Source organism: Allobosea sp. CCNWLY174 (assembly GCF_037120455.1).
GTDB lineage: Bacteria > Pseudomonadota > Alphaproteobacteria > Rhizobiales > Beijerinckiaceae > Allobosea > Allobosea lupini.
The window spans coordinates 471,731-496,173 of record NZ_JBBBBQ010000002.1; the positions used below are offsets into that span (position 1 = coordinate 471,731).

The 24,443-nt window shown below is 67.7% G+C and carries 22 protein-coding genes; 9 read left to right on the forward strand and 13 right to left on the reverse strand.

Features of this window, described 5'->3' with window-relative positions:
* Positions 1-68 precede the first annotated feature (68 nt).
* Positions 69-647, forward strand: coding sequence for a TlpA disulfide reductase family protein (locus tag V7S63_RS09040; protein ID WP_336529978.1), 579 nt, complete (start codon positions 69-71; stop codon positions 645-647).
* Between the two features lie 6 nt (positions 648-653).
* Here V7S63_RS09040 and fliI read toward each other — a convergent pair whose 3' ends face one another.
* The gene (fliI, locus tag V7S63_RS09045) at positions 654-1,946 is read right to left on the reverse strand and encodes a flagellar protein export ATPase FliI (protein ID WP_244543948.1); all 1,293 of its coding nucleotides are present in this window, start codon (positions 1,944-1,946) and stop codon (positions 654-656) included.
* 392 nt (positions 1,947-2,338) lie between these two features.
* Here fliI and ctrA point away from each other — a divergent pair, with 392 nt between their 5' ends.
* Positions 2,339-3,040 (forward strand): response regulator transcription factor CtrA, encoded by a 702-nt coding sequence (gene ctrA, locus V7S63_RS09050; protein ID WP_091839107.1) that lies wholly within the window; start codon positions 2,339-2,341, stop codon positions 3,038-3,040.
* 296 nt (positions 3,041-3,336) lie between these two features.
* Here ctrA and V7S63_RS09055 read toward each other — a convergent pair whose 3' ends face one another.
* The 6 genes from V7S63_RS09055 to chpT form a co-directional block, all read right to left on the reverse strand.
* Entirely contained in the window at positions 3,337-4,233 is an 897-nt protein-coding gene (locus tag V7S63_RS09055) for a CheR family methyltransferase (RefSeq protein ID WP_336529979.1), read from the reverse strand.
* The gene (gene cheB / locus V7S63_RS09060) at positions 4,230-5,348 is read right to left on the reverse strand and encodes a chemotaxis-specific protein-glutamate methyltransferase CheB (RefSeq protein WP_336529980.1); all 1,119 of its coding nucleotides are present in this window, start codon (positions 5,346-5,348) and stop codon (positions 4,230-4,232) included. Before cheB ends, V7S63_RS09055 begins: the two co-directional genes overlap by 4 nt.
* Positions 5,349-5,400: 52 nt before the next feature.
* Positions 5,401-5,766 (reverse strand): response regulator, encoded by a 366-nt coding sequence (locus tag V7S63_RS09065; protein WP_057190702.1) that lies wholly within the window; start codon positions 5,764-5,766, stop codon positions 5,401-5,403.
* Between the two features lie 21 nt (positions 5,767-5,787).
* Complete coding sequence (locus V7S63_RS09070) at positions 5,788-6,291, reverse strand: chemotaxis protein CheW (RefSeq protein ID WP_100964197.1); 504 nt, start codon at positions 6,289-6,291, stop codon at positions 5,788-5,790.
* Complete coding sequence (locus tag V7S63_RS09075; protein ID WP_336530237.1) at positions 6,288-8,906, reverse strand: hybrid sensor histidine kinase/response regulator; 2,619 nt, start codon at positions 8,904-8,906, stop codon at positions 6,288-6,290. Before V7S63_RS09075 ends, V7S63_RS09070 begins: the two co-directional genes overlap by 4 nt.
* Before the next feature lie 123 nt (positions 8,907-9,029).
* Complete coding sequence (chpT, locus tag V7S63_RS09080) at positions 9,030-9,668, reverse strand: histidine phosphotransferase ChpT (RefSeq protein ID WP_091839123.1); 639 nt, start codon at positions 9,666-9,668, stop codon at positions 9,030-9,032.
* Positions 9,669-9,948: 280 nt separating this feature from the next.
* Here chpT and V7S63_RS09085 point away from each other — a divergent pair, with 280 nt between their 5' ends.
* Positions 9,949-10,794 carry a 3'(2'),5'-bisphosphate nucleotidase CysQ family protein gene (locus tag V7S63_RS09085; RefSeq protein ID WP_100964194.1) on the forward strand — a complete coding sequence of 282 codons (846 nt, stop codon included), beginning with the start codon at positions 9,949-9,951 and terminating at the stop codon, positions 10,792-10,794.
* A gap of 120 nt (positions 10,795-10,914) precedes the next feature.
* Here the strand turns inward: V7S63_RS09085 and V7S63_RS09090 are convergent, their stop codons facing one another.
* A complete protein-coding gene (locus V7S63_RS09090) occupies positions 10,915-11,433 on the reverse strand; it encodes a YHS domain-containing (seleno)protein (protein WP_336529981.1) in 519 nt (172 codons plus the stop codon).
* A gap of 185 nt (positions 11,434-11,618) precedes the next feature.
* On the opposite strand from V7S63_RS09090, the gene V7S63_RS09095 reads away from it, so the two are divergent.
* The 4 genes from V7S63_RS09095 (at position 11,619) to V7S63_RS09110 (ending at position 15,407) form a co-directional block, all read left to right on the forward strand.
* Positions 11,619-12,191, forward strand: a complete 573-nt coding sequence (locus tag V7S63_RS09095; RefSeq protein WP_091839135.1) for a DUF1134 domain-containing protein — start codon at positions 11,619-11,621, stop codon at positions 12,189-12,191.
* Positions 12,192-12,277: 86 nt separating this feature from the next.
* Entirely contained in the window at positions 12,278-13,525 is a 1,248-nt protein-coding gene (locus tag V7S63_RS09100) for a coiled-coil domain-containing protein (protein WP_336529982.1), read from the forward strand.
* Between the two features lie 92 nt (positions 13,526-13,617).
* A complete protein-coding gene (locus tag V7S63_RS09105) occupies positions 13,618-14,550 on the forward strand; it encodes a sugar kinase (RefSeq protein ID WP_336529983.1) in 933 nt (310 codons plus the stop codon).
* Entirely contained in the window at positions 14,547-15,407 is an 861-nt protein-coding gene (locus V7S63_RS09110; protein ID WP_336529984.1) for a TIGR01459 family HAD-type hydrolase, read from the forward strand. Before V7S63_RS09105 ends, V7S63_RS09110 begins: the two co-directional genes overlap by 4 nt.
* Here V7S63_RS09110 and V7S63_RS09115 read toward each other — a convergent pair whose 3' ends face one another.
* The gene (locus tag V7S63_RS09115) at positions 15,408-17,786 is read right to left on the reverse strand and encodes a hypothetical protein (protein WP_336529985.1); all 2,379 of its coding nucleotides are present in this window, start codon (positions 17,784-17,786) and stop codon (positions 15,408-15,410) included.
* A 47-nt stretch (positions 17,787-17,833) separates the two neighbouring features.
* Positions 17,834-18,961 (reverse strand): GTP cyclohydrolase II RibA, encoded by a 1,128-nt coding sequence (gene ribA / locus V7S63_RS09120; RefSeq protein ID WP_336529986.1) that lies wholly within the window; start codon positions 18,959-18,961, stop codon positions 17,834-17,836.
* Between the two features lie 260 nt (positions 18,962-19,221).
* Between ribA and V7S63_RS09125 the strand changes: the two genes are divergently transcribed.
* Entirely contained in the window at positions 19,222-19,806 is a 585-nt protein-coding gene (locus V7S63_RS09125; RefSeq protein WP_336529987.1) for a cytochrome b, read from the forward strand.
* Positions 19,807-19,809: 3 nt separating this feature from the next.
* Here the strand turns inward: V7S63_RS09125 and V7S63_RS09130 are convergent, their stop codons facing one another.
* Positions 19,810-20,331 (reverse strand): NUDIX domain-containing protein, encoded by a 522-nt coding sequence (locus tag V7S63_RS09130; protein ID WP_442896441.1) that lies wholly within the window; start codon positions 20,329-20,331, stop codon positions 19,810-19,812.
* A gap of 334 nt (positions 20,332-20,665) precedes the next feature.
* Here V7S63_RS09130 and V7S63_RS09135 point away from each other — a divergent pair, with 334 nt between their 5' ends.
* Positions 20,666-21,565, forward strand: a complete 900-nt coding sequence (locus V7S63_RS09135) for a metallophosphoesterase family protein (protein ID WP_336529988.1) — start codon at positions 20,666-20,668, stop codon at positions 21,563-21,565.
* A gap of 9 nt (positions 21,566-21,574) precedes the next feature.
* Here V7S63_RS09135 and V7S63_RS09140 read toward each other — a convergent pair whose 3' ends face one another.
* A complete protein-coding gene (locus V7S63_RS09140) occupies positions 21,575-22,321 on the reverse strand; it encodes a glucose 1-dehydrogenase (RefSeq protein WP_091839171.1) in 747 nt (248 codons plus the stop codon).
* Positions 22,322-22,439: 118 nt separating this feature from the next.
* Positions 22,440-24,251 carry an ABC-F family ATP-binding cassette domain-containing protein gene (locus V7S63_RS09145; protein WP_336529989.1) on the reverse strand — a complete coding sequence of 604 codons (1,812 nt, stop codon included), beginning with the start codon at positions 24,249-24,251 and terminating at the stop codon, positions 22,440-22,442.
* Positions 24,252-24,443 lie beyond the last annotated feature (192 nt).

Below are 24,443 nucleotides of genomic sequence, written 5' to 3' on the forward strand. Positions count from 1 at the left end.
GTGCATAGGGGCGCGGCCTGGGCCGATCTATCACACCGCCGTCCCGACGAAAGCGAACACAAAACTAGATGCTTTCCCATTCAATGACCCGCCGCTTCGCCCTGCAGGCCTCGCTCGGACTGCTTGCGGCGCCGGTCCTGGCGCAGGCGCGGCTGCCGCAGTTCCGCACCGCGCGCTACCAGTTCATCGAGCTCGACCCGGTCGAGATCATGACGCCGCTCTCCTTGCAGGGGCTCGACGGCAAGCCCGCAACCGCCAGGCCGGTGCCGGGCAAGGTCAACCTGATCTATCTCTGGGCCACGTGGTGCCCGGTCTGTCGAATCACCTTGCCGCGCTTCGAACGGCAACTCGCCGATTTCCGGGCCCGAGGCGTCGAGATCGTCTCGATCAGCACCGACGAGCGGGATTTGGCCCATGTCGCGGAGTACCTCAAGCGCCTCGGCGTCAGGCGCCTGCCCGTCTTCTACGATCGCGGCGGCAAGGTCGTCGCGGCACCGGGGACGGGGCAGCTGCTGTCGAACGCCGAAGGATTGCCGGTGATCTATGTCACGGATCGGCGCGGCGGCGTGCGCGGCTACATGCTCGGCGACGCGGACTGGGCTTCTCCCGCGGCACTGGCGCTGCTCGACCATGTCGGGACGCTGTAGAGCCGCTCACATCCCCATGATTCGGGCGAGCCGGGCATAGCCGTCGCCCAGCGGGGTTGCTTCGTCCTTGGCCTGTTTCAGGAAGGCTTCGAGCTCGGGATTGAGCCGAATTGCCTCGTCGACCTCGGCGGAAGCGCCCTGGCGATAGGCACCGAGCCGAATCAGTTCTTCCATGTCGGCATAGGTCGCGAGCGTGGCGCGGGCCTTCTGCACGACCGGATAATAGAGCGGGTCGCAGGAGCGCGGCATGGTGCGCGACACCGATTTCAGGATGTTGACCGCCGGATAGCGGCCGCGCTCGGCGATGGAACGCTCCATGACGATATGGCCGTCGAGGATGCCGCGCACTGCGTCGGCGACCGGCTCGTCATGGTCGCCGCCGTCGACCAGCACGGTGAAGAGGCCGGTGATCGCGCCGTTGCCGGTGCCGGGCCCGGCGCGTTCGAGCAGGCGCGGCAGTTCGGCGAAGACGGTCGGAGTATAGCCTTTGGTCGTAGGTGGCTCGCCGGCGGCGAGGCCGATCTCGCGCATCGCCATAGCGAAGCGGGTGACCGAATCCATCAGGCACATCACCTGTAGGCCCTGGTCGCGGAAGAATTCGGCGAGGGTCAGCGTGGTCAGCGCCGCCTGCTTGCGCATCAGCGCCGGCTCGTCCGAGGTCGCGACGACGACGATCGAACGGGCAAGCCCGTCCGGCCCGAGATCGTCCTGCAGGAACTCCTGGACCTCGCGGCCGCGCTCGCCGACCAGGCCGATGATGTTGACGTCGGCACGCGCATAACGCGCCAGCATCGACAAAAGCACCGATTTTCCGACACCGGAGCCGGCGAAAATGCCCATGCGCTGGCCGAGGCAGCAGGTCAGGAAGGTGTTGAGGGCGCGCACGCCGAGGTCGAGCGGCGGGCCGACGCGGCGGCGAGAATGGGCCGGAGGCGGGTCGTTGCGGAAGGGAATGGTGTGCTCGCCTTGCGGCAGCGGCGGGCCGCCATCGACCGGCCGGCCCAGCGCATCGACGACGCGGCCGAGCCAGGCCGTGGTGGGGCGCAGGCCGGCGACGGTGCGGTCGACATAGGCAGGGCAGCCGCGGCGGACGCCGTCGAGGCCGCCAAAAGGCATGACCAGTGCCTTCTCTCCGGAAAAGCCGATGACCTCGCAGGGGACGCGCACGCCGGGCGCGATCTCGATGCCGACCCGGCCGCCCAGACTCATCGCCGCGATCGGGCCGGAGACCTCGACGAGCAGGCCACGCACGGCGGTGACGCGGCCATAGACGGACGTCGCATCGAGTTCGCCGATCATGGTGGCGAGTGTGGATAACCGGTCCTGGCCTGGTCGTGCGCCGTTCATGATTCGCTGCCGTAAACCTTTCGTTTACCCGAGTGATTAACACTACGTTTCGAAGCCGCGTCGGAGAGCCGGGCCATTAACGCCTGTTTTCCTCGACGCGAGCTTACGCGAAAGGTGCTTTCGCGGCCGAAGCTCGAACGATCCGTGTCAAATTCGACTCACCTCGACAAGGATCGTCAACCTTCTGCCAAGAAGCGCTTGCGCCCGGGAATCAGGGTTTGTTAACCATTTCCCCGTAGCGTGTCGCGTGGCGTTTCATCGGGCAAGCGTTCGTCTCCAGGGCCACGAGGGTTCTGGGGGAATGAACGGAATCGCTGGCCTCGGGGCGAAATTGGGGACGTGACATGCGGGTTCTGCTGATCGAAGACGATAGCGCGACCGCTCAAAGCATCGAGCTGATGCTGAAGTCCGAGAGCTTCAACGTCTACACGACCGATCTGGGCGAAGAGGGTGTCGATCTCGGCAAGCTCTACGATTACGACATCATCCTGCTCGACCTGAACCTGCCGGATATGTCGGGCTACGAGGTGCTGCGCAGCCTGCGCGTCGCCAAGGTCAAGACGCCGATCCTGATCCTCTCCGGCCTCGCCGGCATCGAGGACAAGGTGAAGGGCCTCGGCTTCGGCGCCGACGACTACCTGACCAAGCCGTTCCACAAGGACGAGCTCGTCGCGCGTATCCATGCCATCGTGCGCCGCTCGAAGGGCCATGCCCAGTCGGTGATCACGACCGGCGACCTCGTCGTCAACCTCGACACCAAGACCGTCGAGGTCGATGCCCAGCGCGTGCATCTGACCGGTAAGGAATACCAGATGCTGGAGCTGCTCTCGCTGCGCAAGGGCACGACGCTGACCAAGGAAATGTTCCTGAACCACCTGTATGGCGGCATGGACGAGCCCGAGCTGAAGATCATCGACGTCTTCATCTGCAAGCTGCGCAAAAAGCTCGCCAACGCCTCCGACGGCAAGAACTATATCGAGACGGTCTGGGGCCGCGGCTATGTGCTGCGCGAGCCCAGCGAGGTGGAAGAGCGCATTCCGGCCTGATGCCAGTCATCACGGCGTCATGTTCGACGTCCAAGAGTTAGATCGCCTGATCGTCGGATGTACACGACAGGTGAACGGGGACCCCGCCGCGAGGCGGGGTTTTTGTTTGCGCCGGCCAGTCGCGTTGTTCCGAGGCTTCGCGCTGCAGCGAGCCCGGAAGCCGGACGATGCCGGTTGTCAGGATTGGCGTTGCGGCAGAGGCGCCTTTTTCGGCCCGCCTCGGCTCTGGGATCCGAGCTCAGCGATGGAACGCCGGGGTGGGCTTGACCCATAAGCGAGCCCGAAAGCCGAGAGGCTCAGGGCCGCGCGATTTTCCGCGAGGAGAAGGCGCTGCTTGTCTCGGCAGGGGTTGGGAAGGTTGGTCGCCGCGCCTGCGGGCTCGATGCGGCGTCGCGGTAGATGCCCCGGTGCTGCGGGTCAGGCACCAAGGTCGTGGTGATGCCGATGACGGTCTCGGCCGCGCCGAGGATGAAGGCACCGTTTCGGGCCAGCCGCTCTGCGAGCGCCGACATCACCCGCGCCTTGGTCGGGACGTCGAAGTAGATCAGCACGTTGCGGCAGAAGATGACATCGAACTGGCCGAGCTGATGGTTCGGCTCGAGCAGGTTATGCTGCCTGAGCTTGACCATGTCGCGGATGCGCTCGGACAGGCGCCATTTGTCGCCCTCCTGCCGGAAATGCTTGAGCAGGAGCTGGATCGGCAGGCCGCGCTGCACCTCGAACTGGCTGTAAAGTCCCTGGCGCGCCCGGTCGAGCACCTCGACGGAGATGTCGGTGCCGAGGATCTCGATCGTCCAGCCGGCGAAGCGGTCGGCGACCTCGTCGAGCAGCATGGCGAGCGAATAGGCTTCCTGGCCGGTCGAGACCGCCGCGCACCAGATGCGCAGCGTCCGGCTCTCGGCATTGGCCGCGAGCTTCTCCGGAAGGACGACGTCGCGGAACAGGTCGAAAGGCATGCGGTCGCGGAAGAACAGCGTCTCGTTGGTCGTCATCGCCTCGATGACGGCGGCCTCGAGGTCGGAGGCGGGGCTGGTACGCAGCTGCACGACCAGCGCGGTAATGCCGGCGATGCCACGGCGGCGGCAGAGCATGCCGAGGCGGCTCTCGACCAGATAGCGCTTCTCGATGCTGAGGAAGAGGCCGGAGCGCCGCTGCAGCAGGACGCGCAGGAAGTCGAAGTCGAGCTCGGTCATGCCGGACGACCCCCGCCGACTAGCGTGCGGATGGCGGGGCCGATACCGCCGAGCGGCAGCACGGCGCTGGCCTGGCCGGCGCGCACCACCGAGCCCGGCATGCCCCAGACCGTGCTCGATAGCTCGTCCTGGGCGATGACGGCGCCGCCGGCGTGGCGCAGGGCGGTCGCCCCGTCGGTTCCGTCACTGCCCATGCCGGTCATGATCAGGCCGAGCGCGGCCGGGCCGAGATGGCGGGCGGCCTCGGCGAAGAGGACATCGACCGCCGGGCGGCAGAAATGCACCGGTGGTCCGTCGCTGATGCTGGCGACGATGTGGCCGAGCTTGCGCTCGATGCCGAGATGGCGTCCGCCCGGCGCGACATAGATCGTGCCGCGGGCGAGGCGCTCGCCATCATGCGGCTCGCGCGTCGGCACGCCGAGCTGAAGCGCGATCTGGTCGGCGAAGGAGGCCGTGAAGAGCGGCGGCATGTGCTGAACGATCAGCGTGGTCAGGTTGGCGAGGGCCTCGCCGAGGTCGCCAAGCACGCGCGCGACCGCTCGCGGCCCGCCGGTCGAGGCGCCGATCACGAGATAGCGCGGCATCACCGAGACCAGCGAGCGCAGATCGGCGACCCCGTTCGGCATCGCGACGGCCGCGCCTGGGTCGGGTGCCGCCTCGCCGTTGCGGAGACGGGACTGGGCGATGCTGCCGAGCTTGCCAAGCAACTCGCTGCGGAAGTCCAGGGAGAGCGTCAGGCCGCTGCGGCTGTCTGGCTTGGGCAGGACGTCGATGGCGCCCATGTTCATGCATTGCAGCGCCAGCTGCGCATTGCGCTCGGTGAGCGTGGTCGTCAGCAACACGGCTGTCCGTGGACTTTCCTTGACGATCCGCGGCAGTGCCTCGACGCCGTCGAGCACCGGCATGTCGAGGTCGAGCACCATGATGTCGGGATGGTGGCGCCCGGCATGCTCGATGGCGGCCTCGCCATCACCCGCGACACCGACGACATGGAAGCGGCCGCTCTCGCCGAGCCAGCGCGCGAACAAGCCCCGCACCACGACGGAATCGTCGGCGATCACCACGGTGCTCGGGCGCGCTGCTGGCCGTTCGGCGAAATGCGGCGTGGCGATCATGGGGGCACGCGATGGGAAAGCGGGGCTGTCGGATGCCGCTCGGGCTCCAGAGCTAGAGCAGGCCGACCTGGTGGAACTTCGACGCGACGATCTCCTTGTCGAACGGCTTCATGATGTACTCGTCGGCGCCGGCATGCATGGCGCGGGCGATGTGGGCGATGTCGTTCTCGGTGGTGCAGAACACCACTTTGGGCCGCTTGCCGCCGGGCATCTGGCGGAGGTTCCGCAGGAAGTCGTAGCCGTCCATGATCGGCATGTTCCAGTCGAGCAGGATTGCGTCCGGCATCTCGCCCTTGCAGGCGTCGATGGCGCGCGCGCCGTCTTCCGCCTCGGCGATGCGGAACTGCAGCCCTTCGAGGATACGGCGGGCAACTTTGCGGATGACCGCGGAGTCATCGACGACGAGGCAATATTTCATGACATGGCTCCAAGCGGATCGTCAGGCGGCGATCGGCAATTCGATGTTGAGGACGGCGTCGACGTCGATGACCACCAGGAGACGATCGTCGAGGCGGTGGACGCCCTTGGCGATGGCTGCCCAGGCGCTGTCGAGATGGATCGGCACCGGCTCGAAGGTCGCGCGGCTGAGGCGCATCACCTCGCCGACGGCGTCGACGATCAGGGCGAAAGCCTCGCCGCCCTGGTCGAGGCCGACCGCGGTGAGCTCGTGTTCCTCGGTGCCGCTCGGCATGGCGCCGGAGTCGGCATGGCGCATGCGCCGACGCATGCAGATCGCGGTTACGACGCGTCCACGCAGATTGATCAGGCCGACGATCTCGTACGGGGCCAGCGGCACCGGCGTGATGCGCGTGGCGATGAACACGTCCTGCACGCGCCCGATCGGCAGGCCGAGCAATTGCCCGCCCACCGTCACGGTGACGTAGTCGAGCGAGTCCTCAAAGGCGGCAAGACCGGACGGGCTGTCCTCGCGCGGCTCGGTCATGCGGCTCGCCTCAGTCTGGGACGGGTTTCAGCCAGCTCGGCGATCAGCGCGCGCCGGTCGAACTTGGCGACGACCTCGTCGAACTGCGCGTGGATCGCGGCGACATGCAGTTCGGGGGTCGGCAGGCTGGTCAGCCCGATGATGCGCAGTCCGGCATGGCGAGCTTCGGCCCGCAGCCGCGCGGCGAGAGCAAAAGCTGCCTCGGCGTCGCGATCGATGTCGACGACGACGGCGTCGAGGGTGGCACTGCCGGAAGCAAGGCCAGCGGCCATGGCGGGATCGGAGGCGTGGACGACCTGCAGGCCCGCCGCCTTCAGAACGGGGGCGAGCATCTCGCGCAGGAATTCGGAGGGCTCGACCAGCAGGACGCGTGGCGAGCCGGACTCACCACGGCGCAGATGCAGCCAATTGGGGTTCGCTTTCGGCAAATAATGCGCGAGATCGAGGATCTCGGTGGCGCGGCCCCGGATGATCGCCGAGCCGAGCAGCCCCTGTTCGGGCATGGCCAGCATCTCGATGTCGAGCACCTCGTCGACGATGTCGACGATGGCGTCGACCGCCAGCGCCATGCTGAAATCGCCTTCGGAGAAGATCACCATCGGCTGCAGGCCAGCCTGGCGCAGGGCGCAGCCCTCGACCGGGACGACCGGCATGAGACGTCCGCGGTAATTGAGCAAGGCGCGTCCGCCGCCGGTCTCGAACAGCCCGGCCTCGACCTCCTCGAGGCGGGTGACGAGGGAGAGGGGCACGGCCTTCACCGTGTCCTTGCCGGCCCGGAAGACCAGCATCGTCGTGCGCTCGACGGGAGAGCCCAGCTCGAGGGGGTCGTCCGAGGTCGTCTCGTCCTGCGCCGCCGCCACGCCGACGAGGCGGGCGACGCCGTTGGGATCGACGATCAGCACCACGGCGCCGTCGCCCAGGATGGTGTTGCCCGAGAACAGCGGGATATGGCGCAGCCGCGTCGACATCGGCTTCACCACGATCTCCTCGGTGTGGAACACCGATTCGACCAGGATGCCGAACTGGCGCTCGCCGATCTGGGTCACCACGATGAAGCCGTCATCGGCGATGGCCGCGTCCGTCGTCCGGTTCATCACCCCGGCCAGCGCGATGATCGGCAGCAACCGTTCGCGCAGGCGCAGCACGGGCGCGTTGTTGATACGCTCGATGCGGTGCTCGCCATTGGCCTTGACGCGCACCAGCTCGCGCACGACCACCTGGGGAATGGCGAAGCGCTGCCCCTCGGTCGCGACGATCAGGGCCGAGACGATCGCCAGCGTCAGCGGGATCTTGATGGTGATCGTGGTGCCGGCGCCGGCGATGCTGGCGATGTCGATCATGCCGCCGATCGCGTCGACATTGACCTTGACCACATCCATGCCGACGCCGCGCCCGGAGATGGCGGTGACGGAATCGGAGGTCGAGAAGCCCGGGTGCAAGACGAAGCGCAGGAGCTGCGACTCGCTCATCCGCTCGACTTCGGTCTCGGTCGCCAGGCCGCGCTGGATCGCCTTGCTGCGAATGCGGGCGACATCCATGCCGCGGCCGTCATCCGAGATCGCGATCGTGACCGAGCCACCCTCGTGATAGGCAGAAACGCGGATGGTGCCGGTTTTCGGTTTGCCCAGCGCGGCGCGTTCCTGCGGCTCCTCGATCGCATGGTCGGCGCAGTTGCGCACCATATGGATGAGGGGATCCTTGATCAGGTCGAGCAGCTGGCGGTCGAGCTCGGTTTCGGCGCCCTCCAGCACGAGTTCGATCTGCTTGCCGAGATCCGTGGAGAGGTCGCGGACGATACGCGGCAGCTTCGACCAGGCGTTGCCGATCGGCTGCATGCGCGTCTTCATCACGCCGTCCTGCAGTTCGGCGGTGATGAGCGAGAGCCGCTGCAGCGGCGCCTTGAGGCCGGCATCCTCCTGGCGGCGGGCGATCTCGAGCAGCTGGTTGCGGGTCAGCACCAGTTCCGAGACCATGGTCATCAGATGTTCGAGCGTGTCGACATTGACGCGCAGCGTCGCCGGGCCGGTCGCCTTTGGGTCGCGGATGGTCTCGCCATGGGCCATGCCGGGCTGGTCGAGCGGGCTCGGCGCAGCTCGGAAAACCAGGTCCATCTCGTCCTGGATCGAGCCGGGGGCGGGCGCAATGGCCGCTTCCGTCGATCTCGTTTCGGCCGTGCGGGCAAGATAGGCGGCGACGGGGTCGAGCGAGCCCTGCGGCTGCCGCCTGGCTAGTTCCTGCTTGGCCCGCTGCGCCAGGCCGCGCAACTCGTCGATCAGCTGGCCGTCATGGCCCGGTGGCTCCTGGCCCTTCTCGGCGAGCTCGGCCATGATCTCCTTGATCCGGTCGATCGTCTCGAGGATCGCGGTGACGGCGCTGGAGGACACGCTCGCGCCGTCCCGGAACTGGCCGATGACGGATTCAGCCGCATGGGTCAGCGCCTCCAGCCGCGGCAGGCCAATGAAGCCGCAAGTGCCTTTGACCGTGTGGACGAGCCGGAAGATATTGCGCAGGATGTCGCCGTTGTTCGGCTCCTGCTCGAAGCGGACGAGCTCCCGATCGACCATGTCGAGGTGCTCGCCGGTCTCTCCCAGAAACTCTTGCAGCAACTCGTCCATGCAAGGACCGCTCACTCACGCCACCGATGCTGCCGCGGATATTGCGGCGCAAGGGTTTATGATCAGTTGAGAGCGAGCGGAAACCGCAAGGAATCGTGACGGCGGGCGGCTTTCCTCGAGATGTCAGGCCGGCTCGGCGACGATGCTGACCGTGTCGCCCTCGATCGAGAAGGCGATCTTCATTCCCGCCGCGCGCGCGACCATGCCGGTATAGACCGGCTGGACCGCATGGGCATCGATGGCGCCGCTCTCCGAACGGCCGGCGATCAGCTCCTCGACATGGGCGGGAATGCGCGCATGGGAGCCGGTGGCGGTGATGGCGAAGCTGCCCTGCTCGCCGTCGACGGTGCAGCGGCTGGTGATCTTGCCGCCGCGCGGGATCGCCTGCGTCGCCAGCACGAGCAGGTTGAGCACGAGCTTGACCTGGTTCTTCGGCAGCAGGGCGCGGGGCGCCTCCCAGTCGAGCGAGAGCTTCTCGTCGTTGAGGAAGCCGTTCGCGACGGCGCCGGCGTCGCCAAGGTCGATCATCGCGCCGGCCGAGCCGGCGGCACCGAAGGCGAGGCGGGCGAATTGCAGCCGGGCCGAGGCGTTGCGCGCGCTCTTCTTGATCAGGTCGAGCGCGAAGTCCTTCATCGAGGGATCGTCTTCCTCGAGCACTTCGAGTGCGTTGACGATCGCCCCGACCGGGCTGATCACGTCATGGCAGACGCGGCTGCAGAGAAGCGCGGCCAGATCGAGCGGCTCAAGCGAGATGGCGGTCATGATCCGGTCCTGCGGTCAAGAGAATCAGGGCGGCGCGCCCCATGTCAGTGGTGGAGCATGCGCCAGGCTGGTTTGCAGCTGGTTAACCATAGCTGCGGAGGCGCATCGGCGCGATTATGCGGACGTGTCGCGCCGGCATGCCCCGGCAAGATGGCTGCCAGAAGGCGAGCCGGCTTTTTCTTTACCGCACCATGCACTACCTAATGGAGTGATGTCGCCGGAGGCGCTGCCCGGCATGGAACCAAGATAGCACACGGCGCCGGCGAGACTGGTTCGAACGATGGCCATCGCTCACGACGATCCACGCCTGACCGATCGGGACGGGCTCGCGCGCGCCCTCGGCGAGGCGGCGCGGCGCACAGCCGCCGTCCTGCTGGCGAAGCGGGCGGCGCGCGACGTCAAGCTCAAGGCGGACGGCTCGCCAGTCTGTTCCGCCGACCTTGCCGCCGATCTGGCCGCCAAGCAGGCGCTGGCCGAGCTGCTGCCGGGCTTTCCGGTTATCAGCGAGGAGAGCGTCGGCGATGTGGCGCCGGCTTCCGTCTTCATCCTGCTCGACCCGCTCGACGGCACGCGTGAATTCCTCGCTTCCGGCGACAGCTATTGCGTCGCTATCGCCGTGGTCCGGGATGGGCGTCCGCTCGCCGGGGCGATCGCCGCGCCCGCCATCGGCCGGCTCTGGTTCGGCGGCGAGCGCAGTTTCACCCAGGATCTCGATGCCGAGGCGAACCCGCTCGACGCGGCGCGGCAGGTCCATGTTCGGACCGAGCCGGCCGAGGGACCGTTGATGCTGGTGAGCCGCTTCCATGGCGACCCGGTCAGCGCCGGCGTCGCGGCCGCGGTCGCGAAAGGCGATGGCGCGCCGGTATCGTCGGCTGTGAAGTTCGGGCTGATCGCCTCGGGCGAGGCCGACCTGCATGTGCGCGGCGGCCCGACCATGGAATGGGACATCGCCGCCGGCGATGCGATCCTCGCGGCAGCTGGTGGTATCGTGTTGACCCTCGAGGGCGAAAGGCCCGGCTACGGCCATGCCGAGCGGGATTTCCGCAATCCGCCCTTCGTCGCGGCGAGCTGCGAGCGTCTGGCCCGGCTCGCCATCGAGAAGGCGGCGACCTGTCGCTGCGCTTGACCCTACTCCGAGCAGGATGCGAAAAGTCGGAATCGGTTTTTCGCAGAAATCCTGCTCTAATCTTCTGGAATCGATCACGTTTTATGATTTTGGATCGGTTCGATCCGGAATCATCGTGATCTAGCGCGCGATCGAGGTCGCGACGGTCGGCCAGCGTTCCTGAGCCTTGGCTCGCAGGGCCGCCTCGTCGAGGAAGCGCCGGCGATTCTCGTCGCTCCGGAAGAAATAGAGCTGCGAGCCGATGACGGCGAAGCGATGCGGATCGGCATCGACCGCGCGCCCATCCGCCACGCCGCTGGCATCGAAGCCACCAAAGCGCGGCATGTAGACCTGCGGCGCCTCGCGGAAGGCGTCGCGGTTGGCGGCACTGGCGAAGCGCCAGACCGCCCCATCGTGGACCAGCTCATAGTCGGACAAGCCAGGCACTGCGGCATCGTTCAGGAAATAGGCGACGGGATCGAAGCCGGAGAGTGCAAGACCGCTGCGGTTGTCGCGTTGCATGACCTCGCCGAGACCGGGCAGCTCCGGCAAGCCCGCCGGGAGGGTCGAAGCCCGGCTCGCCGTGGCGGCGAAGAGAAACGCACAGCCTGCCATGATGCCGGCGATCAGGGTCCCGGCATGCCTTGCTGCGGCCTTCATCGCCCACCAATCCTTGGCTCTAGTCGCGTTACGGCACGTCCTGCGCCGCAGTTCACCGCTTGGATACACATACGGCGTATCCAGGAGGTTACCGTGATCGCGCGGATTCGCGTGGGTCCGCCGTCGACGCCACCCCGGCAGGAGGCCGAATGCCCAATGCCCGGCGCTTGCCTGGAGACGATGAGATGAACTTTACCCGCCGCACCCTGCTCGCCAGCGCCCTGCTGCTCGGCGCGGGCCTTGCCGCCGGTCCCGCTGCCGCCCAGCCGGCCGAGCGCTCTTTCACCCAGAACGAGCTGGTCAGCTCCGGCCACCAGTTCTTCGGCAATGTCTCGCGCGGCTTTGCTCTGACGGTCGAGGAGGCCGTGCGTCGCTGGGGCGAGCCGAACGGCTATGTCCTCGGCCAGGAGGCATCGGGCGCCTTCGTGGGCGGGCTGCGCTTCGGCGAGGGTACGCTGTTCACCCGCAATGCCGGCGACCGCAAGGTGTTCTGGCAGGGACCGTCGGTGGGCTTCGATTTCGGCGGCGACGGCGCCCGCACGATGATGCTGGTCTACAACCTGCCGAGTGTCAGCGCGCTCTACCAGCGCTTCGGTGGCGTCGACGGCTCGGTCTATTTCGTCGGCGGGTTCGGCTTCACCGCCCTGACGGCCGGAGGCGTCATGGTCGTGCCGATCCGCACCGGCGTCGGCTGGCGGCTCGGCGTCAACCTCGGCTATCTCAAGTTCACGCCCGAGGCGACCTGGAACCCGTTCTGACCTGACAATCGCCGGCTGCTGGCCTTATCTATCAAGGCATGGCAGCCTGAGCCCGGGCTGATCACAGACATCGGAGCCGCCCCACCTTGATCGAAGCCGCCATGCTCGTCGCGCTCGGCTTCCTGTCGGCAAGCCTGCTCGCCCTTGCGGCGCTACCGGCGTTGAGCCGCAGGGCCGATCGGCTCGCACGGCGCCGGGCCGAAGCCGCATTCCCGCTGTCGCTCGCCGAGATCGCCGCCGACCGCGACCATCTGCGCGCCGAACTGGCGGTCCGCGAGCGGGCGCTGGAACAGAAGGCCGAGAGCGGCTTTGCTGCCAAGGCCGGTGCGATGAGCGAGATCGGCCGGCGCGACATGACGATCGGCCGGCTCGAGACCGACCTCATGGAACGCAAGCAGCGGATCGAGGCGCTCGAAGTCGAGCTTGCGCAGAGGACGCACGAGCTGACGCAGACGCGCGAGGCATTGGCCAGCGAAAGCGCCGCTCACCAGACCACTCAGGCGACCTTGTCGAGCCGTGTCGGCGATCTTGCTGCCGTGGAGGCCCAGCTGGCCGAGACCCGGCAGGCGCTCAGCGGCACCTCGGCCGACCTAGCCGCCCGCAGCCATGAGCTCGCCGAGCTGAGGGCGCTGCACGAGAAGGCCGGGACGACGCTCGCCGAGCGCAACCAGGCGCTGTCGGTGCTCACCAGCGAGCATGACCGCCAGCGTGTCGCCCTGGTCGAGGCCAATACGCTCAGGCTCACGCTGGAGGCCGGGCGCGACGATCTTTCGACTCGCCTCACCACGGCCGAGACGGCGCTGGCCGAGGCGCGCATGGATCTCTCCACCATGAGATTGGATCGTGACAGCGAGAGATTGCGGGCCGACGCTCTTTCGACGCGTGCAAACGAAGCCGAAGCTGCGTTGCGCACGGCCGATGCGAACGCCATCGAGCTCGGCGCCGAGATCGCAACACTGGAGGCGGCGATGACCCAGGCATCCGCCGAGCATGCCGAGGCGCTGGCCAGGATCAGGGCGCTGGAGGGCAGGATCGAGGCTGCCGCTGCGGCCGAGGCCCATCTGAAGGAGCAGATGGCGGGCGAGGCCGCTGCTCATCGCGCGGCTCTGCGCGAGCGCGACGAGATGTTTGAGGCGCTGCATGCGGAGATCGGCACGGTCCAGGGTGCTCGCGACCAGGCTCGAGCGGACCGGGCGGGCTTGAAGCGCGAGCTCGCGGCGTTGCGCAAGCAGAATGGCGGCAAGGCCGCCGGCGAGGCGGCCTTGCGCCAGGAGATCGTCCGGCTGGCCGATGCGTTGCTGGTCGCATCGGAAAGCCGCGAGGCGGCGGAATAGGCGCTTTCCGGCCAAAGCCTTTTGACCACGGCCAGCAATGTTCTAGTGAGAAGATCGTTCGCGTCCGCGGTCGCGCTTCTCGGTTTGGATTCATGACGGATATCGTTTGTATCGGCGAGCCTCTCGGCGAGTTCAATGCGACGCGGGGCGAAGCGGGCGCCTACCGTTTCGGCCTCGGCGGCGACACCTCCAATTGCGCGATCGCGGCGGCGCGGCAGGGTGCGAAGGTCGCCTATATCGGCGCGCTCGGCGACGACGAGCCGGGTCGTACGTTCCGGACGGTGTGGGCTGAAGAGGGCGTCGACGACAGCCATGTCTCGACGCACCCCACCGCGCCGACCGGGCTGTATTTCGTCTCCCACGGCCCGCAGGGCCACCTCTTCTCCTATCTGCGCGCCGGCTCGGCCGCGAGCCTCTATGGCCCCGCGCAGTTGCCCAGGGATCTCATCGCCTCAGCCAGGGTGATCCAGGCCTCCGGCATCAGCCAGGCGATCTCGGCGAGTGCTTGCGACGCGGTGTTCGAGGCGTTTGCGATTGCGCGCGAGAACGGCGTGCTCACCGCCTATGACACCAACCTCAGGCTCAAGCTCTGGCCGCTGACGCGGGCGCGGGCGATCGTCCACGCCGCTTGCGGGATGGCCGACATCGTCCTGCCGGGCGACGGCGACGCAAAGCTGCTGACCGGGCTGGAGCAGCCCGACGCCATCGTCGATTTCTATCTCAAGCTCGGCGCCAAGGTCGTGGCGCTGACGCTCGGCCATGAGGGCTCGCTGGTCGCGACGCCGGATAGCCGCCGGCGCTTCGTGCCGATCAAGGTCGATGCGATCGACGCGACCGGTGCCGGCGACTGCTATGATGGCGCTTTCCTTGCCGAATACATCCGTACCGGCGATCCCTTCGCAGCCGGCGCCTATGCCAATATCGCGGCGGCGCTTTCGACGCAGGGCTATGGCGCGGTGGCGCCGTTGCCGCGTCGCGCCGACGTGGAAGCGCGAATCACCCGAGAGGCGGTAGACCGGGCATGAGCGTTCCAGTCCTGATGGAAGCGGGCGCGCTGCTCGCCCGCTACGACGTGCTGATCAGCGATGTCTGGGGTGTCGTCCATGACGGCGTATTGGCGCTCGATCCTGCCTGCGAGGCGCTGATGCGCTATCGCGAGGGCGGCGGAACCGTGGTGCTGCTCTCGAACGCGCCGGGCCCCTCGGCTCAGATCGCCGGCGTGCTCGATGGCAAGCGCGTGCCACGCGCCGCCTGGGACCGGCTGGTGACCTCGGGCGATGTGACGCGAGCGCTGATCGCCGAGACGCATCTGCGCAAAGCCTATCATATCGGCTGGCCACAGGACCGGGCGGTGTTCGAGGGCTTCGATGTCGAGATAGTCGGTGAGGATGAAGCCGAGTTCGTCGTCGCGACCGAGCTCAACGATTATCGCAAGGAGCAGCCGGAACAGTACCGGCCCCTGCTGTCGCGCTTCGCAGCGCGCGGACTGCCCTTCATCTGCGGCAATCCCGATCTCGTCGTCCATGTCGGCCATGATCTCCTTCCCTGTGCCGGGGCGCTGGCGACGATCTATGAGGAGCTCGGCGGCCATGTCGCCTGGGCCGGCAAGCCGCACCGCCCGGCCTATGATCTTGCGCTCGCGGCGGCCCGCGAGGCGCGGGGCGGGCGCGACGTCGATCCCGACCGCGTGCTTGTCATCGGCGACGCTGTGCGCACCGACCTTGCCGGCGCCAGAATGATGGGCTTCGACAGCCTGTTCATCGCCGGCGGCATCCACCGCGACGAGACGATCCGGGATGGCTCTGTCGTTCCCGACGGGCTTGCTCGTGTGCTGGCGACGCACCGGCCGCTGCCGGTCGCGGCGATGGCGGCGCTCGGCTGATCAGACCGGCGGCGGGTTCGCCTTGCGGATTCGCTCGCCGATCGCGTGATAGAGGCCATCGAACGGGCGGAAGACGAAGCGGACGGTCGAGCGACCGGGCGGGACCTGGACAGCGCGAAAGATCACGTTCGCCCGCAGCAACTGCGTCGGCTTGCCGTCGACCTCGACCTCCCACCAGGGCTGCCAGACATCGTTCAATACGACGAAGCCGCCGCGCGGCGCGTCGACATCGAGCAGCACCTCGGTGGTGCCGTAATTGCGGATGCGGACGCTTCCGGGCTGGGCCGGGCCGGTCGGCAATGGCGGCGGCGCCTTTTCGAACAGGACGGTGCGGCGCGGGTCGAATCCGACAGGCCATTGCCCGGTTTTCAGGATCGCGCTGAAATCGGCCTGTTGCGCCTCGGTGACGAGGAGCGCGCGCGGCAAGGCGCGTGGGTTCTCGTAGACATACGCTTCCTTGGTCCGGGCGATCTGGACGAGGTCGCCCGGCTTAAGGCGCTTGTCGATCTCCTCGACCGGGACGCCGGTGGCGATGAAGCGCAGGCCGAGCATGTCGGCTAGCAGCGAGCGGTAGGATGGCATCAGCGGCGAGAACGTCCGCTGGTCGGGCAGGGCGACATGGTCGCCGGCACCGGTCGCCTGGCTGTAGAGGCCGAGCCGGAGCGGGTTGTAGCCCAGCGTGTTGTCGAGCCCATGCACGAGGCTGGCATTGGGCCAGTGGAAGTCGATGCCGGCGAGCTCGATGCGGTCGCGCCGGTCGGGGCCGGCAGTGCGGGCGGTCTCGCGCTTCAGCAAGGCGATGGTCTCGTTGCCGCTGTCGGCGCGCAGGACGTCGTACATCGAGGCCGGAAGCGCGGTCGACTCGCTCGGGCCGTTGTTGACCGCGAGGTCGACGACCATTGTCGCGGCGAGGATGACCGCCGCGGCCATGCCGGCGTCCTGCAGCGCGAGCCCGCGTGCCGCGACCAGCGCTCCCGCGACCAGGATCAGGCAGAGCACGGCCGTGACCAACGGCACGATGGCGACATGCAGGCGGCCGACCGTCCAGGCCAGCCAGATCGCGGCGGCGAACGCTGCCAGCAGCAGCAGGATCTCGAGCCCGATCTGCCAGCGGCGCGGACGTGGCGCCGTATCGGTCAGGACGAGATGGGTCAGGTAGCCGCCGAGGATCGCCAGCAGCGCGCCGAGGATGAAGAGCGCATCGGCCGGACGGCGGTAGAAATCGATGCCCGGCAGGTGGAAGAGCAGGGCAAAGCCGGGCGTGTAGCGGCCGAGCGCGAAGACCAGCACGAGCAGCGCCGCAACGCTGAGCGCGACGATCTCGCGCCGCAGCAGGGCGCCGCGGACGATGCCGACGCCCACGACGAGCAGAATCGGCAACAGGCCGAGATAAAGCTCGCCCATATTGCGGGCGAGATAGAGGTCGAGCGGGCCGAAGCGCTTCTCCCAGGCCGGGCTGGGCGGGCCCCAGAAATTCTCCAGCGGTCCCGATGCGCCATAGAGATTGGCGATCAGCCCGGTCAGCAGCGAGCCCGGATGCAGCGAGCCCTTGCCGGCCCCGGCTAGATCGATGACCGGCCGGTTCGATTCCTCCGCCAGGACTGCGGTCAGCAGGATCGGGACGGTCGCGACCAATGTGGCGCCGATGACGCCGAGCAGGAGCGGCATCAGGCTGGCGCGCAGTGCCGGCAGCGGCTTGTCGGCCATGGCGATGGCGGCGAGCACCAATCCGGCGAGGACATAGACGCCGAGCAGCGCGACCTGGTCGCGCCCCAGCACCATGAAGCCGGCGGCGAGGCCGGCGGCGAAGCCGTAGCGCCAGGAGCTGCGTTCGAGCGCCCGCGATAGCAAGAGCAGCGTCACCGCGAAATAGGACAGGCTCAGCACTTGGCCCACATGCTGGATGCGCCAGGCGGCAGCTGCGCCGAAGGCGAAGGACAGGGCGCAGACGACCGCGCCGGCCGGGTGCCAGCCACGATCGCGGAAGATGAGGACGAGGCAGAGTGCGCCGACGAGCAGGGAGCCTAACAGAGCGCCGTCGCTCCAGCGGAAATCCGGGCTGGGATTGAGCAGGGCGATCAGGAAGAAGGGCGGCGAGAAGATCAGGGACTGCGGATCGGCGACCTGCGGCGATCCCGCGAAGACGTAGGGCGTCCAGAACGGCGAGAGACCCCTGTGCAGCGAGCTGGCCAGGAATTGCAGCTGCGGGTGGAAATGCGCCTTGGCGTCCCAAGGTATGGTGACCGCGCCGGAGAGCCAGGGCCAGGACAGCGCCAGCCAGCCGGCGCAGACCAGCAACATCACCCTGGCGGTCGGCCAGGGTGCGGGCGGCTGCTCGGTCTCGTGGTGGTCCCGATCTGGCAGGGGAGCATCGGACATCCGGGCTTCCTGCCCCAGGTCCGGCGCGCGATCAATGCTCGCGCCGGTCAATCCTTGGGCGCGGCACGCGCCATCAGTGCGTCCATATCGATGAAGTGGCCGGCGCGATCACGCTTCGAGGCGAGATAGCGGACATTGTGGACGTTCGGGCGGCCGAGCACGCGCTGCGTCGCGGCGACTTCGAGGCCGGCGGCCTTGATCGCCCCGATCTTCAGCGGGTTGTTGGTCAGCGCGGTGACGCTGGAGACGCCGAGCTGCTTCAGCATCGCGGCGGCGAAGTCGAAATGGCGCTGGTCGAGATCGAAGCCGAGCACCTCGTCGGCATCGTAGGTGTCCCAGCCCTGGCTCTGCAGCTTGTAGGCCCGCATCTTGTTGGAGATGCCGTTGCCGCGGCCTTCCTGGTCGAGATAGAGCAGGATGCCGCCCTCGTTCTCAGCCATCCACTGCACGGTCTCGCGCAGCTGGTCGCCGCAATCGCATTTCAGCGAGCCGAACAGGTCGCCGGTCAGGCAGGCCGAATGCAGGCGCACCGGCACGGCAGTCGAGAGATCCGGCTTGCCGACGATGATCGCGACCTGGTCGCGCAGGCCCTCGCCCCCGCGGAAGACGACGAACTCGGTCTCGGGCGCGCCCTCGAGCGGGACGGGGGCGCGGCCTACGATGGCAAGCCGCGCGACCTGCGCGGCGCGGTAGCCGTTGATCGCGTCGATCGAGACCTCGATCAGCGGCTCGCCGGCGACCTGCGCGGCCTGGACCGGGACGAGGATCACTGCCGGCAGCACGAGTGCGAGGCGAGCAAGTTCGAGCGCGGCATTGTCGAGCGCACCTGCCGGCCCGACGGGGGCATCGACGCGGGCTTCAATCTTCAGGGCGAGCGTTTCGACCCGGGAGAGATCGATCGCCGGCATGGCGAGGATGCCGGTCTCGGCGCGCCCTTTGGCGCCGAGACGGCGCAGGCGCGCGGCGCTCAGCACAAGGCGGGCATTGCCGGCGGAGAGGGAATCGAGACGGGTGGTGAGATCGGCCTCGGCAAGCTCTGCCGACAAGGCCAGCGCCAACTCCTCGCCCTGGCGCAGCAGCACCGGACGCGCGGCGCGAAACTCGGCGAGAGCGCGGTCGACGGCGACCAGATCGGTTTCACCCGGCCGGTCGAAAAGCTTACGCGACTGAGGCATCGGAAGGTCCGTCAGATTGCGCCCGAGAGCGCGGAGGAATGTGAGCTTGTTACGTGTATCTCGCTCGGACAGATCACCCGGCGCGACACAGCGCTTCTACAACGTTTCCGCTTCTGCGTGGTTCCCAAGACAGTGCCCGCAATCGACCTGATCGCCAGCAGATTGCAGACTGGGCTATAAAAGGGCGAGATTGAACACCAGATGAATAGTCGTGGCAGCGGGCCCTGACCAGATATGGCGAGCCGGAGCGCGTAAGGGAAATGACGCAGGGGCATGACCCGGTAACGCCAGGCGCGGGACGCGTCGCCGTCTACAGTGCGACGGCGCGCGCGCTGCACTGGATTACGGTCGCCGCGGTGTTCGTGATGATCCCGCTCGGGTTTGTCATGACCTATCGCGGCAACACGCTCGACATCTGGGACGGCGTGACCGACGCCCTCTATTCCTCGCACAAGCTGCTCGGCTTCCTGGTCCTCTGGCTCAGCGCCGGCCGACTGCTCTACCGGCTGCTGCATGGCGCGCCGCCTGACGAACCGACGCTGGAATGGTGGCAGAAGGCTGCCTCGCATCTCGTGCATTGGGCGCTTTACGGCTTGCTGCTGATCGTGCCGCTGCTCGGTTGGATTGGCGTCTCGCTGTTCCCGTCGCTAATGGTGTTCAACCTGTTCGAGCTGCCGGCGCTGGCTGCGCCGAACGAGGAGGGCGCCAAGCGCGTGCTGTCCGTCCATGGCTGGCTCGCCATCCTGCTGGCGCTGCTGGTCTGCGCGCATATCGGCGCGGCGCTCTTCCACTATCTCATCCGCAAGGACGGCGTGCTGCGCCGGATGCTGCCGGGACTGAAATAGAGCTCACCACTCCGCAGGCGGCGCGCTTGCCTCGACGATCTCCGCCAGCCGGCGGCGGGTCCCCGGCGTCGTCCTGTCCGGCAGGGCGGAAAGCGGGAAGAAGCGCGCCTCGGCGATCTCGTGATCCGGCTGCTTCGGCGCGCTCTGCGTGAAGGCCCGTACGATGAAGACGGCAACATGGTCGCGCACGGAGACATGGCGGTTGAGGAAGACCCCGTGCAGCACGGCCGGACCGGTCAGCGCGATATTGGCCTCCTCGCGCAGTTCCTTGGCGAGCGCGTCGAGAAGTGTCTCGTCCGGCTCGACGCCACCGCCGGGCATATGCCATCCCGGCGTGTAGGTGTGGCGTACCAAAAGGACCTCGCCAGCCTCGCTCAGCACGGCGGCGCGGACGCCGAGCGTCATCCCGCGGCGCAAGCGGAAATAGAGGTGCAGGAGACGGCCGGCGAGCCGGCGCAGCGCGCGCGGCACTCGCTCGATTCCCGATGCGTCGGAGCGCGGGCCGGATCCGTCCTCGCTGCTCACGATGTGGGCAAATCCTGCTGCCGGGTTAATTGTCTATGCAATGGGTGCATAACGGAACTCTGTTTGCCCTCTCGATATAACACAAACGCGCCTTAAATAGGGGGCACAAGCTCACACCGTTACCGCTGGGGAAATTACCATGCTTCTCGCATTCATCACCGCCCGTCTGAACGCCAAGCCCCGCTTCGTCTGGAAGCCGGCTGTCACCCTGACCGATCCGCGCATCGTCTCGGAGCTGATGGGCTCGGCCAACTGAGCCTTAGGCTGCGTCATCTTCGCCCGCCGCCGCTGTCATGCTTGACGCGGCGCGGGCGTTGAAGGCAAGCGCTGGAGTGTGTTCACGCTCGCGCATCTCTCCGACCCGCACCTCGGGCCGCTGACCAAGTTCTCGCTGCGCGAGCTGCTCGGCAAGCGCGCCACGGGTTATGTCAACTGGCGACGCAAGCGGCGCCATGCCCATGACATGGAAATCCTCGGGCTGATCGTCGCCGACATCCTGGCGCAAAAGCCCGACCACATCGCCTGCACCGGCGATGTCTCCCATATCGGCCTGCCGACCGAGTTCAAGACGGCGCTCTCCTTCCTCGATACGCTCGGCCCGCGCGATGCGGTCAGCTTCGTGCCGGGCAATCACGATTGCTATGCGCGTTCGTCACTGTCGGCGCTGGCGCGCGAGCTTGCGCCCTGGTGCGCCAGCGATGACGGACAGGCCGGCTATCCCTGGTATCGCCAGCGCGGCTCCGTCGCGCTGATCGGGATGAACACCGGCATCCCGACCATGCCGCTGATGGCGACCGGGCGTGTGGGCTCGGCCCAGATCGCCATTGCCGAGAAGCTGCTGACGCAAGCCAAGGCCGAGGGGCTGATCCGCGTCGTACTGATTCACCACCCACCCTATATCGGCGGCGCGCGGCGCACGCGCGAACTGGTCGACGCCGATGCCTTCGAGGCGATGCTGCGCCGGGCCGGGGCCGAGCTCGTCCTGCATGGCCATAACCACCGTTTCTCGCTGGCCTGGCGGCGGGGGCTCGAGCACGACGTGCCGATCGTCGGCGTGCCCTCGGCCTCGATCGGCCTGCGCGGCGGTCATGCCGAGCTCGCCTGCTGGCACCTGCTGCGCATCGAGGGGCCTGCGGCGGCCCCTCGCATCAGCCTGGAACGCCGTGCCTTCGATCTCGACGGCACGGTAAAGCTGCTGCAGTCGATACCGCTGACGGGCGGCGGGCTGGTCTGAAGGGCCGCGTCAGACGCAGCGGCCGCCGTCGACTGCCAGGATCGACCCGGTCACCATCTCGGACTCGTCCGAGCACAGGAACAGCGCGGCATTGGCGATGTCCTGCGGCGTCGAGAAGCGGCCCCAGGGAATCGTCGCGGTGAAGGCCTTGCGCTTCTCGGGCGTGTCCTCGCCCATGAAGGTCGCGAGCAGCGGCGTCTCGCCGGCGACCGGGGCGATGGCGTTGACGCGGATCCTGTCCGGCGCGAGCTCGACCGCCATCGACTTCGAGAGCAGGTTCGCGGCGCCCTTCGAGCCGTTGTACCAGGTCAGGCCCGGGCGCGGGCGCACACCGGCGGTCGAGCCGATATTGAGGATGACGCCGCCGCCATGCTCGCGGAAATGCGGCACCGTCGCCCTGGCCATCAGGAAGATCGACTTGACGTTGACGTCGAAGACGCGGTCGAACTCGGCCTCGGTGACATCGAGCATCGGCTGGTTGCGATGGCTGATGCCGGCATTGTTGACGACGATATCGAGCCGCTCGAAGCGCTTGATCACCTTGGCCACGGCGGCATCGACGCTCTTGGCCTTGCCGACGTCGCAGGCGACCGCGAAGGCCTTGCGGCCGATCGCCTTGGCGGCCTCGCGGGCCTTGTCGCCGTTGATGTCGAGCACCGCGACCCGTGCGCCCTCGCGTACGAAGGTCTCGGCGATGCCGAGGCCAAAGCCCTGCGCCGCGCCGGTGATCAGCGCGGTCTTGCCCTTAAGTCTCATTGGTGTTCCCTCGGAAAGCATTTTGCCGGGCGACTGTGGGGCGATTTGGCGGCCGAGATAAATACGCTTTCGCGATTGGCCGGATAGCGGAATTGTATGGGCTGCACCGGCCGCCGCCTTAAGCCCCGATCTCCTCGCGCAGCATCTCCAGCTCGAGCCAGCGCTCTTCCGTCTGTGCGATCTCGCGCGTGACCTCGTCCAGCCTCGCGGTCGCCTTGGCGAAGAGTTTTGGATCGCGGGTGTAGAGATCGCCTGCCAGCGCGGCATTGAGCTTGCCGGCCTCGGCCTGCAGCTTCTCGAGCTGCTGCGGCAGGGTCTTCAACGCGTGCTGCTCGTTGAAGGAGAGCTTGCGCTTGGCAGCAGCGGTACTGGCGGTCGGGGTGGGCGTCGCTGACGCCGTTGCCGATCCCTTCACCGGAACGGCGCGCACCTTGGCGCCGACGCCGCGGCCACGCTGGGCCAGCATGTCGGAATAGCCGCCGGCGAACTCGGTCCAGACGCCGTCGCCATCCGAGATCAGGGTCGAGGACACCACCCTGTCGAGGAAGTCGCGGTCATGGCTGACCAGCAGGACGGTGCCGCCATAGTCGGCGAGCAATTCCTGCAGCAGGTCGAGCGTCTCGATGTCGAGATCGTTGGTCGGCTCGTCCAGCACCAGCAGGTTGGACGGCTTGGCGAGCGCGCGGGCCAGCATCAGCCGGCCACGTTCGCCGCCGGAGAGCGCGCCGACGGCGGTGCCGCGCTGGATCGGCTGGAACAGGAAGTCCTTCATGTAGCTGATGACGTGGCGCGGCGTGCCGCCGACCATGACCTGGTCCGAGCCGCCGCCGGTCAGCGCGTCGCCGAGCGGGGTCGCCGGGTCGAGGCTTTCGCGACGCTGGTCGAGCGTCACCATTTCGAGCGTGGCGCCGAGCTTGACCTTGCCCGAGTCGGGCTTCAGCGCGCCGGTCAGCAGGTTGATCAGCGTCGTCTTGCCGGCGCCGTTGGGGCCGACGATGCCGATGCAGTCGCCGCGGGCGACGCGCAGCGAGAAATCCTTGACCACCGGCCTGCCGTCATAGGCCTTGGCGATGTCGACGGCCTCGATCACCAGCTTGCCGGAGGCCTGCGCCTCGCTCGCTTCGAGCCGGACGGAGCCAACGGCCTGGCGGGCGGTCCGGCGCTGCTCGCGCAGGCCATGCAGCTCGCCAAGCCGGCGCTGGTTGCGGGTACGCCGGGCGCTGACGCCGTAGCGCAGCCAGTCCTCCTCGCGGGCGATCTTGCGGTCGAGCTTGTGGCGGTCGAGTTCTTCTTGAGCGAGAACCTCGTCGCGCCAGGCCTCGAACTCGCCGAAGCCGCGCTCGACGCGCCGGGTCACGCCGCGGTCGAGCCAGATCGTGGCACGCGAGAGCGAGCTCAGGAAGCGGCGGTCATGGCTGATCAGCACCATGGCTGAACGCAGCGATTTCAGCTCCTGCTCGAGCCATTCGATCACCGGCAGGTCGAGATGGTTGGTCGGCTCGTCGAGCAGCAGGATATCCGGCTCGGGCGCGAGCACGCGGGCGAGCGCGGCGCGGCGCGATTCACCGCCCGACATGCTGGCGGGGTCTTCCTCGCCGGTCAGGCCCAGTTCCTCGATCAGATATTGCGCGCGATAGGCATCGTCGCCGGGGCCCAGGCCCGCCTCGACATAGGCGAGCGAGGTCTTGTAGCCGGCGAAGTCGGGCTCCTGCGGCAGATAGCGGATGGTCGCGCCGGGCTGGACGAACCGCTCGGCGCTGTCGGGCTCGACAATGCCGGCCACGATCTTGAGCAGGGTCGACTTGCCGGAGCCGTTGCGGCCGACCAGGCAGACCCGCTCGCCGGCCGAGACGGCGATTTCCGCGCCCTCCAGCAAGGGTTGGCCGCCGAAGGTGAGCGCGACGTCGCGAAGGTGGAGCAAAGGAGCCATGGCGGGCGGGATATCGCATCGGGCCGAAAAGTGGAAACCACTTTTCGGAAGAGCCCGATGCGAAACGAAATCGATAGATCACGGTTGCCGCGTCCGGTCGAACGCACGGCGATCTTTTGCGGCCGCCGCCTCTCACCCCGCCGGGGCTTGCGGTGCGACCAAGTTCGATCCACTATGAGATACGTTTTGTAT

Coding starts and splice junctions, on each gene's coding strand:
- V7S63_RS09040 (WP_336529978.1), top strand. CDS start 69: ATGCTTTCCCATTCAATGACCCGCCGCTTCGCCCTGCAGGCCTCGCTC.
- fliI (WP_244543948.1), bottom strand. CDS start 1,946: ATGATCGGCGAACTCGATGCGACGTCCGTCTATGGCCGCGTCACCGCC.
- ctrA (WP_091839107.1), top strand. CDS start 2,339: ATGCGGGTTCTGCTGATCGAAGACGATAGCGCGACCGCTCAAAGCATC.
- V7S63_RS09055 (WP_336529979.1), bottom strand. CDS start 4,233: ATGACCGAGCTCGACTTCGACTTCCTGCGCGTCCTGCTGCAGCGGCGC.
- cheB (WP_336529980.1), bottom strand. CDS start 5,348: ATGATCGCCACGCCGCATTTCGCCGAACGGCCAGCAGCGCGCCCGAGC.
- V7S63_RS09065 (WP_057190702.1), bottom strand. CDS start 5,766: ATGAAATATTGCCTCGTCGTCGATGACTCCGCGGTCATCCGCAAAGTT.
- V7S63_RS09070 (WP_100964197.1), bottom strand. CDS start 6,291: ATGACCGAGCCGCGCGAGGACAGCCCGTCCGGTCTTGCCGCCTTTGAG.
- V7S63_RS09075 (WP_336530237.1), bottom strand. CDS start 8,906: ATGGACGAGTTGCTGCAAGAGTTTCTGGGAGAGACCGGCGAGCACCTC.
- chpT (WP_091839123.1), bottom strand. CDS start 9,668: ATGACCGCCATCTCGCTTGAGCCGCTCGATCTGGCCGCGCTTCTCTGC.
- V7S63_RS09085 (WP_100964194.1), top strand. CDS start 9,949: ATGGCCATCGCTCACGACGATCCACGCCTGACCGATCGGGACGGGCTC.
- V7S63_RS09090 (WP_336529981.1), bottom strand. CDS start 11,433: ATGAAGGCCGCAGCAAGGCATGCCGGGACCCTGATCGCCGGCATCATG.
- V7S63_RS09095 (WP_091839135.1), top strand. CDS start 11,619: ATGAACTTTACCCGCCGCACCCTGCTCGCCAGCGCCCTGCTGCTCGGC.
- V7S63_RS09105 (WP_336529983.1), top strand. CDS start 13,618: ATGACGGATATCGTTTGTATCGGCGAGCCTCTCGGCGAGTTCAATGCG.
- V7S63_RS09110 (WP_336529984.1), top strand. CDS start 14,547: ATGAGCGTTCCAGTCCTGATGGAAGCGGGCGCGCTGCTCGCCCGCTAC.
- V7S63_RS09115 (WP_336529985.1), bottom strand. CDS start 17,786: ATGTCCGATGCTCCCCTGCCAGATCGGGACCACCACGAGACCGAGCAG.
- ribA (WP_336529986.1), bottom strand. CDS start 18,961: ATGCCTCAGTCGCGTAAGCTTTTCGACCGGCCGGGTGAAACCGATCTG.
- V7S63_RS09125 (WP_336529987.1), top strand. CDS start 19,222: ATGACGCAGGGGCATGACCCGGTAACGCCAGGCGCGGGACGCGTCGCC.
- V7S63_RS09140 (WP_091839171.1), bottom strand. CDS start 22,321: ATGAGACTTAAGGGCAAGACCGCGCTGATCACCGGCGCGGCGCAGGGC.
- V7S63_RS09145 (WP_336529989.1), bottom strand. CDS start 24,251: ATGGCTCCTTTGCTCCACCTTCGCGACGTCGCGCTCACCTTCGGCGGC.